Source organism: Acinetobacter sp. PK01 (assembly GCF_022819285.1).
Classification (GTDB): Bacteria; Pseudomonadota; Gammaproteobacteria; order Pseudomonadales; family Moraxellaceae; genus Acinetobacter; species Acinetobacter tandoii.
Window position 1 is genome coordinate 2603956 of the sequence record NZ_CP094643.1, and the last position, 13729, is coordinate 2617684.

Sequence of the window (13729 nt, forward strand, 5' to 3'; positions counted from 1 at the left end):
AAGACGGATTATTGTTCTGCATTTATTTCATGACAATATTCGCAATACTCCAACTCAAATCAGGTGGAATGAGATGTTGCACAATCGATTCTAAATGCTTGGCATTATTTCCACTGACATAACATGCTATCCGTGGTAAACCATCCTTCCGTCTCTGTTCAAATAATAACTCATTTTTTAACAAAATACGGGAAGTTTGACGAGCAACGGCATATCCAGAGTCAATTAATGTCATTTTTTGCCCAAAAATTGATTCAATTGCAGGTTTTAAGAACGGATAATGCGTACATCCTAGTACCAAATAGTCCGCACCCTGATCGACTACGGGTTGTAAAATGCGTTTTAAGGTACCTAGGCAGGCTGTACTCATTTGCTGACCACTTTCGACAAAAGGTACCAGTTCCAAACACGTCACTGCCAATACTTTTACCTGAGAAGGAATAGCAAAACGCTGTATCACTTCATTAATCAACTTTCCACGAAATGTCGCAGGTGTTGCTAATACTGCAACCGTTTTGCTTTGACTTTGCAGTACGGCTGGCTTTAACGCAGGCACTAAGCCAATAATCGGGAAATTTTCTCCGTAATGTTCACGTAAATAATCCAGACTAAAAGCTGAGGCTGTATTACATGCAACCACAGCGACTTTACAGCCTTGTCGGTATAACCACTCTATGGCACGTGCCGTCAGTTCACGAATTTCCTGATCCTCACGTGGACCATAAGGCACATTCGCTGTATCTGCAAAATAAACGATGCGTTCATTCGGCAAATAATGTGCAATTTCCTGCGCCACTGATAACCCGCCAATACCTGAATCAAAAATTCCAATGGGTGCATCCGATTGCGCTTTAGGCATGGGATCAACTAAGGGGTAAATCGGATGAATGGCTGTCATAACACACTATTGACGATGAAAGATCAGAATGAATAAAGCTTAAACCTCAGGTGCCCAATTGCAAGTGAAAATCACCACTTTGTAGGCTTAAAATGGTATCGCCTTGCTTATTTTCAACCAACTCGCCCATTTCAATGAGATGAAAAAAAGCGGAACGCTGAATTAAGGCATTTATTCCAAAGCGCACATGCACATAAGGACGTAACTCTCCAGCAAATTCACGCATGAAAATTGGATGTTCAGCATCCACAATAATTAGATCAGCATTGGTTGTGGTGAATTGAATATATTTTTTGTCTGCAATGACCGTAGAGTCAACTTGATTGACGAACAAAGGTTCATCTTCAACCTCGATTTCAATTTGCTCTACAGGTGTCCTTAAATAAAACCGCCCTTCTTCTTTCCAAAGCACACTTGAAAACAGGTCTAATAAAGACTGGCGCTTAATCAATTGACCTTCGTGCCACCATTCTCCGTTAGCCAAAACCTTCAAATCCATTTTGCCACAATGCTTTGGCTGCCATTGCGCCATAGGGGGAATTGACCTTTTGTGACCGCTCTGTGCACTTTTTAAGTATTGTGCAATACTCATTATGTTTTTATCATCATTTTTCGCTGTATTATTCGTCGCATTGTTGGAATTAGTTTGATTTACCATGAATTAATGCCTACATGACGTAAAAATATTATGATTCAGCCAATTGGCTAGACCACGGTTTAAAACTATACTAGCCCACAATATAAAAGGCATGATAATCCATTTGTGCCGACTATTTAAGAACACTCATGGCAGCACTGTAAAGAGTCATACAGTTGCCACCTTTAAGTAATATGAGGAGTCCTACATGGAACACATCGAACGTGAATCGATGGAGTTTGACGTCGTTATCGTAGGCGCAGGCCCTGCAGGTCTTTCTGCTGCGATCAAAATTCGTCAACTTGCGATTGAAAACAATTTATCTGATTTATCCGTTTGTGTGGTAGAAAAGGGCTCCGAAGTCGGTGCACATATTCTTTCTGGTGCTGTACTAGAACCACGTGCGATTAACGAATTATTCCCAAACTGGAAAGAAGAAGGTGCGCCTTTAAATGTTCCTGTAACGGAAGATAAAACCTATTTCTTGATGTCGCCTGAAAAAGCACAGGAAGCACCTCATTGGATGGTACCTAAAACCATGCACAATGATGGCAACTACGTGATTTCGTTAGGTAACGTGGTACGTTGGTTAGGTCAAAAAGCGGAAGAGCTTGAAGTTTCGATTTTCCCAGGCTTTGCTGCAGCCGAAGTACTTTACCATGAAGATGGTACTGTAAAAGGGATTCAAACAGGTGACATGGGGATTGGTAAAGATGGCGAACCTACGCATAACTTCACCCCAGGTTATGAATTGCATGCCAAATACACCATTTTTGCAGAAGGCTGTCGTGGTCATTTAGGTAAGCGTCTGATTGCCAAATTTAATTTGGACAAAGATGCAGACCCACAGCACTACGGTATCGGAATTAAAGAACTTTGGGAAATCGATCCGGCAAAACACAAACCAGGTTTGGTGATGCACGGTGCTGGTTGGCCTTTAAGCGAAACAGGTTCTTCTGGCGGTTGGTGGTTATATCACGCTGAAAACAACCAAGTGACTTTGGGTATGATCGTGGACTTATCTTACGAAAACCCACACATGTACCCATTTGCAGAAATGCAACGCTGGAAAACTCACCCGCTGGTGAAACAGTACCTAGAAGGCGGCAAGCGTATTTCTTATGGTGCGCGTGCCGTGGTAAAAGGTGGTTTCAACTCACTGCCTAAATTCACTTTCCCTGGTGGTTCTTTAATTGGTGATGATGCAGGTTTCCTGAACTTCGCGAAAATCAAAGGCTCTCACACGGCCATGAAATCTGGCATGCTCTGTGGTGAAGCTGTATTTGAAGCGATTCAAGCGGGTGTTGAAAAAGGTGGTGATCTGGCGATTGCCCGTGTAACCGAAGGTGAAGACCTCTTCGCGAAAGAACTCACGGCTTATACTGAAAAATTCAATAACAGTTGGTTAAAAGAAGAGTTATATAACGCCCGCAACTTTGGCCCTGCGATGCACAAATTCGGTCAATGGATGGGTGGTGCATTCAATTTCATCGACCAGAACGTGTTTAAAGTGCCGTTTACACTACATGACCTTGTGCCTGACTTTAGTGCATTAAAAACAGTAGATGCAGCAACATTTAAACCAAACTATCCAAAACCAGATGGTAAATTGACCTTTGACCGTTTGTCTTCTGTTTTTGTTTCGAACACCGTGCATGAAGAAAACCAACCTGCACATTTGAAACTCACTGATGCTTCAATTCCAGTGAACGTGAACTTACCAAAATGGGATGAACCTGCACAGCGCTACTGCCCTGCGGGTGTTTATGAAATCATGGAAAATGATGATGGTTCAAAACGCTTCCAGATTAACGCAGCGAACTGTGTTCACTGTAAGACCTGTGACATTAAAGATCCATCACAGAACATTACATGGGTAACACCAGAAGGTGGCGGTGGTCCAAACTACCCTAATATGTAAGATCAGTAAAAAGTGTCGAGCTCGTCTCGACACTGCTGTTCAATCAAAATAATTTCTTCATCAAAACTCCCTTCCATTTGAGGGGAGTTTTTTATTAAAACATCGTCGATTTTTGCCCAAACACCATGACTGTTGGCCCAATCGCTGTATGCTCGGCACCGTAGTCCTGATGAATCTCTATTCGATAATCATCACATTGATAGGTGTATTTATTCTTCTCTTGCACCCAACCTTTCTGGGCCACTTTAAATTTTTTAAGAATTCTGCTTTTAAAAAGATCCAAATCCGTCTCATAATTTGCCATAGAACCATCCAGAAAACTTAAACTGAATGAAGTGATGACTTTAGTATCTGGATCATAACGAATATGTTGAACTGAACTCACGCCTGTTTTTTTAATCTGAGCATCAGTCCCATCCGTAAACTCTAACTGGTAATTATTCCCCCCTAAAACCACAGATTTTGCTGTAGGGTGAAGCTTTTGAAACTCTCGGATACTCTGCCCGACCTTTAAACCCGCAACATTCATGGTTTGTACTGGAATTTCACAGGGTTTTGCCCATGCAGTTGAACCAAATAAGGCAAAAATAGCAAACCCTAAGCATAGAGGAATACTTTTCATCTTTATGTCCTAAAATGAGCTGTATTAATTGTTTTAGTTGTTATTCGACTCAAACCCATGTACTAAAGCTTAAGACATTTGCTTTAGCCCTTTTTCACCAAGTAATGAAATTCTTTATTACCATTTTCATCTAAGCGTTCTTCTTGCAACAACAACTCATGGCCTAAATGCATACAAAATTTAGGAATATCCCACGAAGTTGAATTGTCTGTTGCGAAGACCTCAACCACATCTCCAGATTTAGATTTACGGATAGCTTGATGCAACATCATTACTGGTTCAGGGCAACGTAATCCACGGGTATTTAATTGCAGGGTCGGGGTTACAGAGGATTCAGACATCAAGGAACTCTTCATACATTTTCAGCGTTATTCTAACATAAACTCGAAATGACACAGCAGCACTTACCCTGCTTATCTGTTGAGCAAGCAAACGTGTGACGTTTAAAGTTTAGGTCTATTTAATTCAGTAAAAGATGACGATAACATTCATATTTTGCTGTACTTTTTGCATAGACATCTGCATTTTCTAAGGTATGATGAAAATAATTTTTTGATATTTAGCATCTTTAGGAAAGATCATGCACGATGAATCAAGCCCGTCGTGGGGTATGCGTGGCTTAAGAAAATGGTTAGGAATTGCACCAGAAACTCGCGACGAATTGCTCAAACTCGTACAAGATTCACGTCGTTTTTTAGAGCCAGATACGGTTGCGATGCTTGAAGGCGTATTCGATCTTCCAGCGACAAAAATCCGCGAAGTCATGACACCGCGCACAGCCATGATTAGCCTGCAAGAAGATGATGAATTACTCGATATTTTGCATGTCTTGATTGAATCAGCACACTCGCGCTTTCCTGTTTTTTCATCAGATCAACCCGATAACGTAGTCGGTATTTTATTGGCGAAAGATTTATTGCCTTTCTTGACCGAAAAAGCCAGCAAAGTCGATATTCGCATGCTCATGCGTCAGCCTTTGTTTGTGCCAGAAAGTGCTCGCTCTGACCAAGTATTACGTATGTTGAAAAACACCCAGACCCATATTGCTGTGGTGATTGACGAATATGGCACGACATCTGGTCTAGTTACCCTCGAAGATATTCTGGAAGAGATTGTCGGTGAAATTGAGGATGAACACGACAAAGTGGATGAAGAAGCGTCCTATATTGTGCCTGATGATGACCCGAAAACTGCCAATACTTGGTTGGTGCAAGCACTTACACCAATTGAACACTTTAACAATCTTTTAGATGCTGATTTTCCTGATGATGAAGTAGAAACTATGGGCGGTTTGTTGCTTCAAGAAATTGGTTTAGTGAGCGATTTACAAGGTCAAGTGATTGAAATTGGAGATTGGGAATTTACCATTGTAGAAGCAGATGCACGTACTATTCATCTGATTCGAGCTGTCCTTAAATGAGAACATACTTTCATGCGCTGTTGAAGTCTTCACAACAACAAAAACAGCTACCCATGATTTTACCTTTTATTATTTCCCTTTGCTCGGGTGCCATGTTGAGTTTTTCCTTGGCACCTTACTATTATTGGTGGATTGCTCTACTTTCCCCTGCCTTACTCTACGCCTGCTTACGCCAGCGTTCAGCCAAACAAGCATTCTTTATTGGCTGGGGGTACGGCTTCGGACTGTGGTTTGTCGGCGCTTTTTGGCTTTATACTTCTATTCACGTCTACGGCGATACCAGTGCCGTGCTCAGTGTACTCATGATTGCTATTATGGCTCTCGTAATGGGGCTGTTTACTGCACTACAAACTTGGATTTACCGTCGTTTTTTCCCAGAAACACCTCTCACCTTTGCCCCGCTTTGGGTGTTTTTTGAATGGGCGAAAACATGGGTCTTTACTGGCTTTCCATGGCTGTTTGTCGGCTACGCATTTACCGAACGTTTCCTCGACGGCTATGCTCCACTATTTGGTGTATTCGGGGTGTCTTTCGTCGTCATCCTCTTGGCCTGCGCGATGGTGGAAATCCTCAACAAACGTCTATTCTGGTTGTTTCCTTCCCTGATTTTACTGCTCGGGGCTTGGGGGGCTGCACAACTTCAGTTTGTTCAACCCAAGAATGAGAAACCGCTTTCGGTTTCTCTGATTCAGGGTAATATTCCGCAAGACTTGAAATGGCTCACCGAATATCAAACCCAAACCTTAATGATTTATGCAGGACTCAGTCGGAGTGAATGGGGACGTGATTTAATCGTTTGGCCAGAATCATCTATTCCAATGTTCCAAACCGATATTCAGCCATTTTTAGATGCCATGAAAGTCCAAGCGCAAAAAACGGGGACGGGATGGGTCACAGGAATTCCTTATTGGGATTTAAAAGCATCTCAACAACAAGGTAGCCCGATGTTCTATAACAGCATCATGGCTTTGGGCAGCCAATCCGAAGGGCTGTATAAAAAACAACGTCTGGTGCCGTTTGGCGAATATATTCCCTTATCGGGTATGCTGAGTTGGGTATTGCCTGCCTTACAAAATGACCCTGCGATGAGTGGTTTTTCACGTGGTGCATCCAATCAGCAACCCCTACATATCAAACAGCATAATTTAGCGGCAGCAATTTGCTATGAAGTGGCTTATCCGAATCTGACACGACGGAATGCCAGTAACAGTGACTTCCTTGTGACCGTTTCCAATGATGCGTGGTTTACAGGTACAGCAGGCCCTTGGCAACATTTACAAATGGTACAAATGCGTGCCAAAGAAAATGGTCGTTGGTTTATACGTGCCACCAATACTGGTGTAACTGCCTTTATTGATCATCAAGGACATATTGTGCGCCAAGCGCCAATTGATCAACGCACAGTACTACGCGGGGACTTACCTGCAATGCAAGGTCAGACCCTCTACAATCGTCTAAGCGACTGGCCAATCCTCGGATTTTCAGCACTACTTTTAATTATGGGTTGGTTCTTCCGCCCACGAAAAGTTGATGTTTCATTTAAAAGCAGACGCTAATAAAAAAGGGAGATTTTGAAATCTCCCTTTTTTATTCTGATGTTGAATCAAACCGCAGGAATCTAGAATTAATTAAAAGATTGAAGCAAACTGAGTCGCGAAATAAGCGATCAAGCTAGATAAAAACAGCATCGGCACATAACGATAGGCCTGAAAGATTTTCTGCTCAACGACAGAATGGAGACTTTGCACCTGCCAGACAGTTGCTTTTAGTGCAGTCATAAAACATACCACTAACCAAGCACTCATAACACTCAAGGCAAAAAAGCCAATCATAATCTGGCTACTGCCTTCGGTACCTTGCCATAAAGTCACTGCCCCATTCATCATCGGCAATACTGTTAAAATCAATAGAACAGATTTCAGCATCGCCCAATGAAATTGGGTGATTTCATCTGATAAAACGAATGCTTTCATTCTATTCCCCATCACATTTTTGTTCTTAAAATCATTATGCTAGGTTTTTTTTAAATAAAAAGTTTATTTATCAACATACTTGACATTTTTTGTAAACATTACGGTTAAGAATAATTCTTATTATAACTCTCAAAAACCATTTATTATATTTAATTATTAAAATTCAAATATTTATATTAAAACAAATGAATAAGAAAGATTATCACTTTATTTATAATTGAGTCATTCAATAAAATAAAGTGATAATTTTCATCGATTAATTCAGGTGATATTGATTAAGGTTGATAATAAATATCGGCATCCGTCCCTGCACCACCTTCTTTACCATCAGCACCAAATGAATATAAATCAAAAGCGCGACCTTCAGCACCAGGAATAATATACTGAATATCATTTTCCCAACTGTCTTTTGGATAGCCGCCTTTAACATAGCCCCCTTGCATCCAGTTCTTTACCGATGCGGGTTGGTTCACTAATGCATCTAAACCGCCATCTTGCATTGATGGGTATTTACCGTTGTCTAATTTATATTGATCCAGTGCACCCGCAACCCCTTTTAAGGTAATCACCGTAGTGTCCACTTTGGCTTTCTCACCACGTCCCATGACATTCGGTACAATCAGCGCAGCCAATACCCCTAAAATCACAATCACTACCATCACTTCAATTAAAGTAAAACCGGATTGTTTGGTTTGATATTTATTCACTTGCATTCAACCACTCACTTTTCAATCTTTATATTCTTTAAATCATATTGTTCATATTAACGATCGGCAGCATCACTGCAATCACAATCACCAAGACGATACTGGCCATGAGCACTAACATTAACGGCTCAAGTAACGCCAATAAAGTCGAAATTAGGGTTGTGACTTCTCGATCTTGCATTGTAGATGCGCGCTCCAACATGCGATCTAACTCACCTGAGGCTTCACCACTTTTGATCATTTGTACCATCATCGGGGGAAAATAACCACTGCGCTCCAGTTGAGTGGCCAAGTTGCCTCCTTCCGTGACTTTTTCAGCCGCCAAATCCACCGAATCACGAATCACCCAGTTACTGCTGACCGCAGCACCAATACGCAATGCATCTACCAGCGGTACACCTGACTTGGTCAAAATAGATAAAGTACTCGCAAGACGTGCAGAATTAATACCACGCGATAACTTACCAAATAATGGCAATTTGAGTGTTAAACGATCAAAAGCATAATGTCCTGCGGTACTCTTTAAAAACCGTAACAGAAATATGATTGCCACTACCGTTGCAATGATTAAAAAAGGCCAAGCCACGCGAATAAAGGCACTGGCTTTCATCAACGCAACTGTAATCCAAGGCAAAGCATCTTTATTTTGATCGAAGGTTTTGACAATATCGGGAACCACGTAGGTCATCAGCCCCATCACAATCGCAAAAGACATCAACATTAAAATAATTGGGTAGATCATGGCACCTTGAATTTTCTTTTGCATGGCAAAGCGATTCTCGGTGTAATCTGCCAATTGCTCCAAAATCAAATCCAGATGTCCAGAACGCTCACCTGCCGCAATTGTTGCGCGGTAAAGTTCGGGGAAACGCCCAGATTGCTGCAAGGCATTGGCAAGAGAGTGCCCTTCCAGAACCTTGGAACGAACTGACACAATTAATTGTTGCACATGGGCTTTTTCACTTTGTTTGGCAACCGCTCGTAAAGCTTCCTCTAGAGGAATCGCCGCAGCGACCAACACCGACAATTGACGGGTAAACAGCGCTAAATCATAGGCGGTGATCTTTTTTTGAAACCAGCGTGATCCCTGCTGTTTGGTTTTGTGTTCTACAGGATCGACACTAATCGGGATGAGTGATTTCTCACGTAGTTGCTGACGTATTTGTCGTGCCGAATCACCTTCTAGCACGCCTTTTTGCTGCTTCCCTAAAGCATCAATGGCGGTAAATTGATATGCAGGCATTGTAATGCTCTAATTTTCCGAAATTTCATTCAGCGCTGTTGCGTCTGACCCCTAAAATCATTCATATTCTTCAATATAAATTTTATTTGCACACTCTAACATAACTCAAGACTTCACACGACGAACATTCAGCTGGAACCTTTGACCCTTTTATGCCAAACACAGTATCGCCCCCTTTCGTGCCTTATCGGATTCGCGTCGCCGTTCCAGCCCATGTTTACGATTGCTTCGACTATCAGATTTCCGCAGAGGATTATGCGCAGGCGAAAGTCGGAGCGCGTGTTGCTGTGCCCTTTGGGTCTCGAAATTTAATTGGGGTGATTATGCAAAAACTCACACCTGATACTCCTGAGAATCCCAAATTTAAGCTAAAACCCATTCAAGCTTTGCTAGATGACGATGCCATTCTAGACAGTAAAGTTTTAACTTTGTTGACATGGGCAGCACAATATTATCAATTTCCGATTGGTGAAGTGGTACACAGTGCTTTGCCCACCTTATTACGTCAAGGTAAACCCTATGATCTGTTGGCACATATGTGGCGATTGCTAGATCAAAATGCAGATGAAAAAATTAAGCGCTCAGAGAAACAACAACATGCTTATAAAATTTTAAAGCTACATCCTACAGGTACATCTGAAAATATTCTGAATTTAGCGGGCATTGAAACCGCCACTTTAAAAGCTTTGGAAAAGAAAGGCATCTGTGAGGCTTATTTAGAACAAAAAGATTTTAGTCCACAAGCCCTGAGTTTGGCGCAAATGCCTCTGACCGCCAACCCCGATCAAAAGCATGCCATTCAGCAGGTACTGAAATCACTCTCGTCTTATCATGCCTATTTACTGGATGGTTTAACAGGTAGCGGTAAAACTGAAGTTTACTTGCAAATCATGTACGAAGTCCTGAAGCAAGGCAAACAAGTGTTGGTGTTGGTACCTGAAATTGGTTTGACCCCCCAAACGATTAGCCGATTTCAATCGCGTTTCCACTGTCATATTGCCCTGCTGCACTCAGGACTGACCGATGCCAAACGCTTGCAAGCATGGCAAAGTGCGCAAACGGGCAAAGCCTCGATTATTTTAGGTACACGTTCTGCCATTTATACCCCATTGCATAATCTAGGCTTAATCATTTTAGATGAAGAGCATGATCTCTCTTTTAAGCAGCAAGAAGGTTTTCGTTATCATGCGCGTGATGTCGCGCTCTATCGCGCACATTTGGAAAACTGTCCCATTATTTTGGGTTCCGCAACACCAAGTATGGAAAGCTATGCACTGGCCGACCAAGGTAAACTGACCCGACTAGAATTAAATGAACGTGCAGGCACGGCACTGTTGCCTAAGTTACACATCTTGGATTTAAAAGTTGGGCGCAAACAGCATGGTTTTAGTCAGTTTTTACTGGATGAAATGCACAAGCGTCTGGCGCGCAAAGAACAGGTACTGATTTTTCTCAATCGACGAGGCTATGCCCCCGTGCTGATTTGTGAAAGTTGTGCTTGGCAAGCGAAATGTCCGCATTGTGACGCCAATTTCACCTTGCATACTCAACCTTATCAGCATTTGCATTGTCATCATTGCGGCACCATTCATCGCATGCCAGATCATTGCCCGCAATGTCATCATACTGAACTTAAACCGATTGGTATGGGGACTGCCAAAGTTGAAGAAAGTTTAAAGGAACTCTTTCCAGAATTTGAGGTCATTCGGGTCGATCGAGACTCCACCAGTCGTGTCGGTAGCTGGCAAAAAATTTATGATCGCATTCAAAAAAGTGAACCGATTATTTTACTTGGTACACAAATGCTCGCCAAAGGGCATCATTTTCCCTATGTATCTTTGGTGGCAATTTTAGATATTGATTCAGGCTTACTTAGTGTCGATTTTCGTGCACCAGAACGAACTGCCCAACTCATTGTTCAAGTGGCGGGACGTGCAGGACGTGGCGAGAAAAAAGGCGATGTCTATTTACAGACCCTGCGCCCAGAACACCCTTTATTACACACCTTAGTGGATGGCGATTATCGACAATTTGCCCGTCAAACGTTGAAAGAACGACAACAAGCATTGTTCCCACCCTATCGTTATGCGGCGCTGATTCGCTGTGAGTCGAAAAGTCAGGAACAAAATCAGCAATATCTGACTGAACATGCACAACAACTTCGTCAGATTTCCGAACTCAACATCGATATCTGGGGACCAATTCCCGCCCCGATGGAACGTAAAGCAGGTCGTTATCAAGCACATATGGTGTTATTTTCCCAAGATCGAGCACGTTTGCACTATTATTTGAGGGCATGGTGGCAAAACATGTTGCAGCACAAACCTGCCAGCATGAAACTCAGTCTGGATATAGACCCACAGGAATTGAGTTGAGTCTAAACCAGTACTTCAGCAATTCATCACAACTTTTTAATTTCAGGACAGATGCATGTCGTTATTGTTGCAAATCACGCTTTTTTTAGGTGCAGCGCTGATGGTGGTGCCACTACTGAAACGATTCGGCATTGCTACAGTCTTGGGTTATTTAATCACAGGGATTCTTTTGGGACCTCATGTGCTGAACATTGCCAATGATCCCGAAGCGATTCAACAACTTGCTGAATTTGGCGTCATTCTTTTGATGTTTTTAATTGGGTTGGAGCTACGACCACAACGGCTTTGGACGATGCGTCAATCCATTTTTGTGATGGGCAGTGCGCAAGTGGGTATCACTGCGGTGGTGATTGGCACTATTCTGTTTTTCGTGTTGCAACAAGGCATTGCTGCCAGTTTGGTGATTGGTAGTGCACTGGCGCTGTCATCCACCGCCTTCGTATTACAACTGCTCACAGAAAAGCAGCAACTCAATACCAGTTATGGGCAGCAATCTTTCTCGATTTTACTGTTTCAAGACATCGCAGCGATTCCTCTGATTGCCGTGATTCCTCTTCTAGCAGGTGTGGAATCAACGCATTATGGCATCGCCTATTTTGCTGCGATTATCGCAGCATTTACGGGGCTGTTTTTATTCAGTCGCTATCTGATTCGTCCTTTTTTTCGCTTTGTAGCAAAAACAGGTGCGCATGAACTGATCACCGCAGTGGGCTTATTTATTGTTTTAGCCGTGGTGATGTTGATGGATCTACTCAATATTAGCACCACACTAGGTGCATTCTTGACGGGTGTGTTACTGGCAGATTCCGAGTTCCGACATGAACTGGAAGCCAGTATTGCACCGTTTAAAGGACTGTTACTGGGTCTATTTTTTATGACAGTGGGCATGCTGACCCCTATTCATATTTTATGGCAACAACCTGTATTTATTCTGGCGGGCGCAGTACTCCTCTTACTGGTTAAGTTTACGACACTCACGGCGATTGCTCGCTATTATCAGGTCTCTTGGCCCAACAGCTTGCTGCTTGCCAGTTGTTTGGCACAGGGTGGAGAGTTTGCCTTTGTGGTGTTCAGCGTAGCGCAAGATGAACAACTCATTTCTGCTGCCAGCATTGCCCCCATCACCCTCATCGTGATTATCTCCATGATGTTGACTCCGATTTTGTATTGGGTGATTCGTCAAGGTGTGGTGCCGCGTCTGACGCCTGTTACCGTCCCTGAATATGATGATATTCCTGAACAACACTCCGCCATGATTATTGCCGGCTTTGGTCGGTTTGGACAAATCATTGCCCGTGTCGCGCATTTACAACATCAAAAATTTACCGCTATCGACAGTAATTTAGAAAAAGTCGATTTTGTACGTAACTATGGGGGTCATTTGTATTATGGCGATGCCACCCACCCTGATATTTTAAGAGCCGCAGGTATTGAACAGGCCAAGGTATTTATTCTTGCCATTGATGACATTGAAGACTCGATGAATGTGGCACGGCATATCCGCCTGAATTACCCCGAGTTACAGTTATTAGTCAGAGCACGAGACCGACATCATGTACACTTATTACGTGACTTGGGTGTGCAGCATATTTGGCGAGAAACCTATTTATCATCACTTGGGATGGCATATAAAGCCTTACGTGACTTAGGTATTAGTGATACTGATGCCCAAAAAAGTATTGAGTTATTTCGCGATTATGATGAACAGCTCTTGGCACAGCAACAACGCGTCTATACCGATGAACAAAAGGTATATGAGTCGCACCGAAACGCCCTTGCTGAACTGGAACATTTGTTTGAACGTGATACAGAAATTCGTGCAGTCGAAACAGGCGTGAATTTACAACGTGGTTTAGATTCTACCCGAATAGATGTGACACGAGATGAAGCAAATTGACTTGTGTTTTACAATATTGCCACCATTAAAGCAGGG

Annotated in this window: 12 protein-coding genes; 5 read left to right on the forward strand and 7 right to left on the reverse strand. The window is 42.6% G+C overall.

Annotated features, from left to right (window positions below; genetic code table 11):
* Positions 1–22: 22 nt before the first annotated feature.
* Positions 23–898, reverse strand: a complete 876-nt coding sequence (murI, locus tag MP622_RS12295; protein ID WP_243791178.1) for a glutamate racemase — start codon at positions 896–898, stop codon at positions 23–25.
* 46 nt (positions 899–944) lie between these two features.
* Positions 945–1556 carry a DUF1285 domain-containing protein gene (locus MP622_RS12300; protein WP_243791180.1) on the reverse strand — a complete coding sequence of 204 codons (612 nt, stop codon included), beginning with the start codon at positions 1554–1556 and terminating at the stop codon, positions 945–947.
* 187 nt (positions 1557–1743) lie between these two features.
* Here MP622_RS12300 and MP622_RS12305 point away from each other — a divergent pair, with 187 nt between their 5' ends.
* A complete protein-coding gene (locus MP622_RS12305) occupies positions 1744–3456 on the forward strand; it encodes an electron transfer flavoprotein-ubiquinone oxidoreductase (RefSeq protein WP_243791182.1) in 1713 nt (570 codons plus the stop codon).
* Between the two features lie 94 nt (positions 3457–3550).
* Here MP622_RS12305 and MP622_RS12310 read toward each other — a convergent pair whose 3' ends face one another.
* Positions 3551–4078, reverse strand: coding sequence for a hypothetical protein (locus MP622_RS12310; RefSeq protein WP_243791183.1), 528 nt, complete (start codon positions 4076–4078; stop codon positions 3551–3553).
* Positions 4079–4161: 83 nt separating this feature from the next.
* Positions 4162–4419: a sulfurtransferase TusA gene (gene tusA, locus MP622_RS12315; RefSeq protein WP_016168359.1), complete on the reverse strand. Its 258-nt coding sequence runs from the start codon at positions 4417–4419 to the stop codon at positions 4162–4164.
* Between the two features lie 239 nt (positions 4420–4658).
* Between tusA and MP622_RS12320 the strand changes: the two genes are divergently transcribed.
* Together MP622_RS12320 and lnt are read left to right on the forward strand one after the other, a co-directional pair.
* Positions 4659–5498, forward strand: coding sequence for a CBS domain-containing protein (locus MP622_RS12320; protein WP_044740572.1), 840 nt, complete (start codon positions 4659–4661; stop codon positions 5496–5498).
* Positions 5495–7054 carry an apolipoprotein N-acyltransferase gene (gene lnt / locus MP622_RS12325; protein WP_243791185.1) on the forward strand — a complete coding sequence of 520 codons (1560 nt, stop codon included), beginning with the start codon at positions 5495–5497 and terminating at the stop codon, positions 7052–7054. The genes MP622_RS12320 and lnt overlap by 4 nt, the downstream gene beginning before the upstream one ends.
* Positions 7055–7126: 72 nt before the next feature.
* Here the strand turns inward: lnt and MP622_RS12330 are convergent, their stop codons facing one another.
* The 3 genes from MP622_RS12330 to gspF form a co-directional block, all read right to left on the reverse strand.
* Complete coding sequence (locus MP622_RS12330; RefSeq protein ID WP_243791187.1) at positions 7127–7471, reverse strand: hypothetical protein; 345 nt, start codon at positions 7469–7471, stop codon at positions 7127–7129.
* Between the two features lie 275 nt (positions 7472–7746).
* Positions 7747–8184 (reverse strand): type II secretion system major pseudopilin GspG, encoded by a 438-nt coding sequence (gene gspG, locus MP622_RS12335; protein WP_243791189.1) that lies wholly within the window; start codon positions 8182–8184, stop codon positions 7747–7749.
* A 31-nt stretch (positions 8185–8215) separates the two neighbouring features.
* Positions 8216–9421 carry a type II secretion system inner membrane protein GspF gene (gene gspF, locus MP622_RS12340; RefSeq protein WP_243791190.1) on the reverse strand — a complete coding sequence of 402 codons (1206 nt, stop codon included), beginning with the start codon at positions 9419–9421 and terminating at the stop codon, positions 8216–8218.
* A 152-nt stretch (positions 9422–9573) separates the two neighbouring features.
* Between gspF and MP622_RS12345 the strand changes: the two genes are divergently transcribed.
* Together MP622_RS12345 and MP622_RS12350 are read left to right on the forward strand one after the other, a co-directional pair.
* Positions 9574–11796 (forward strand): primosomal protein N', encoded by a 2223-nt coding sequence (locus MP622_RS12345; protein WP_243791192.1) that lies wholly within the window; start codon positions 9574–9576, stop codon positions 11794–11796.
* Between the two features lie 55 nt (positions 11797–11851).
* A complete protein-coding gene (locus MP622_RS12350; RefSeq protein WP_243791194.1) occupies positions 11852–13693 on the forward strand; it encodes a monovalent cation:proton antiporter-2 (CPA2) family protein in 1842 nt (613 codons plus the stop codon).
* Positions 13694–13729 lie beyond the last annotated feature (36 nt).

Excerpts from the sequence above, each read along its gene's own strand:
- murI (WP_243791178.1), bottom strand. The coding sequence starts at position 898 with ATGACAGCCATTCATCCGATTTACCCCTTAGTTGATCCCATGCCTAAA.
- MP622_RS12300 (WP_243791180.1), bottom strand. The coding sequence starts at position 1,556 with ATGGTAAATCAAACTAATTCCAACAATGCGACGAATAATACAGCGAAA.
- MP622_RS12305 (WP_243791182.1), top strand. The coding sequence starts at position 1,744 with ATGGAACACATCGAACGTGAATCGATGGAGTTTGACGTCGTTATCGTA.
- MP622_RS12310 (WP_243791183.1), bottom strand. The coding sequence starts at position 4,078 with ATGAAAAGTATTCCTCTATGCTTAGGGTTTGCTATTTTTGCCTTATTT.
- tusA (WP_016168359.1), bottom strand. The coding sequence starts at position 4,419 with ATGTCTGAATCCTCTGTAACCCCGACCCTGCAATTAAATACCCGTGGA.
- MP622_RS12320 (WP_044740572.1), top strand. The coding sequence starts at position 4,659 with ATGCACGATGAATCAAGCCCGTCGTGGGGTATGCGTGGCTTAAGAAAA.
- lnt (WP_243791185.1), top strand. The coding sequence starts at position 5,495 with ATGAGAACATACTTTCATGCGCTGTTGAAGTCTTCACAACAACAAAAA.
- MP622_RS12330 (WP_243791187.1), bottom strand. The coding sequence starts at position 7,471 with ATGAAAGCATTCGTTTTATCAGATGAAATCACCCAATTTCATTGGGCG.
- gspG (WP_243791189.1), bottom strand. The coding sequence starts at position 8,184 with ATGCAAGTGAATAAATATCAAACCAAACAATCCGGTTTTACTTTAATT.
- gspF (WP_243791190.1), bottom strand. The coding sequence starts at position 9,421 with ATGCCTGCATATCAATTTACCGCCATTGATGCTTTAGGGAAGCAGCAA.
- MP622_RS12345 (WP_243791192.1), top strand. The coding sequence starts at position 9,574 with ATGCCAAACACAGTATCGCCCCCTTTCGTGCCTTATCGGATTCGCGTC.
- MP622_RS12350 (WP_243791194.1), top strand. The coding sequence starts at position 11,852 with ATGTCGTTATTGTTGCAAATCACGCTTTTTTTAGGTGCAGCGCTGATG.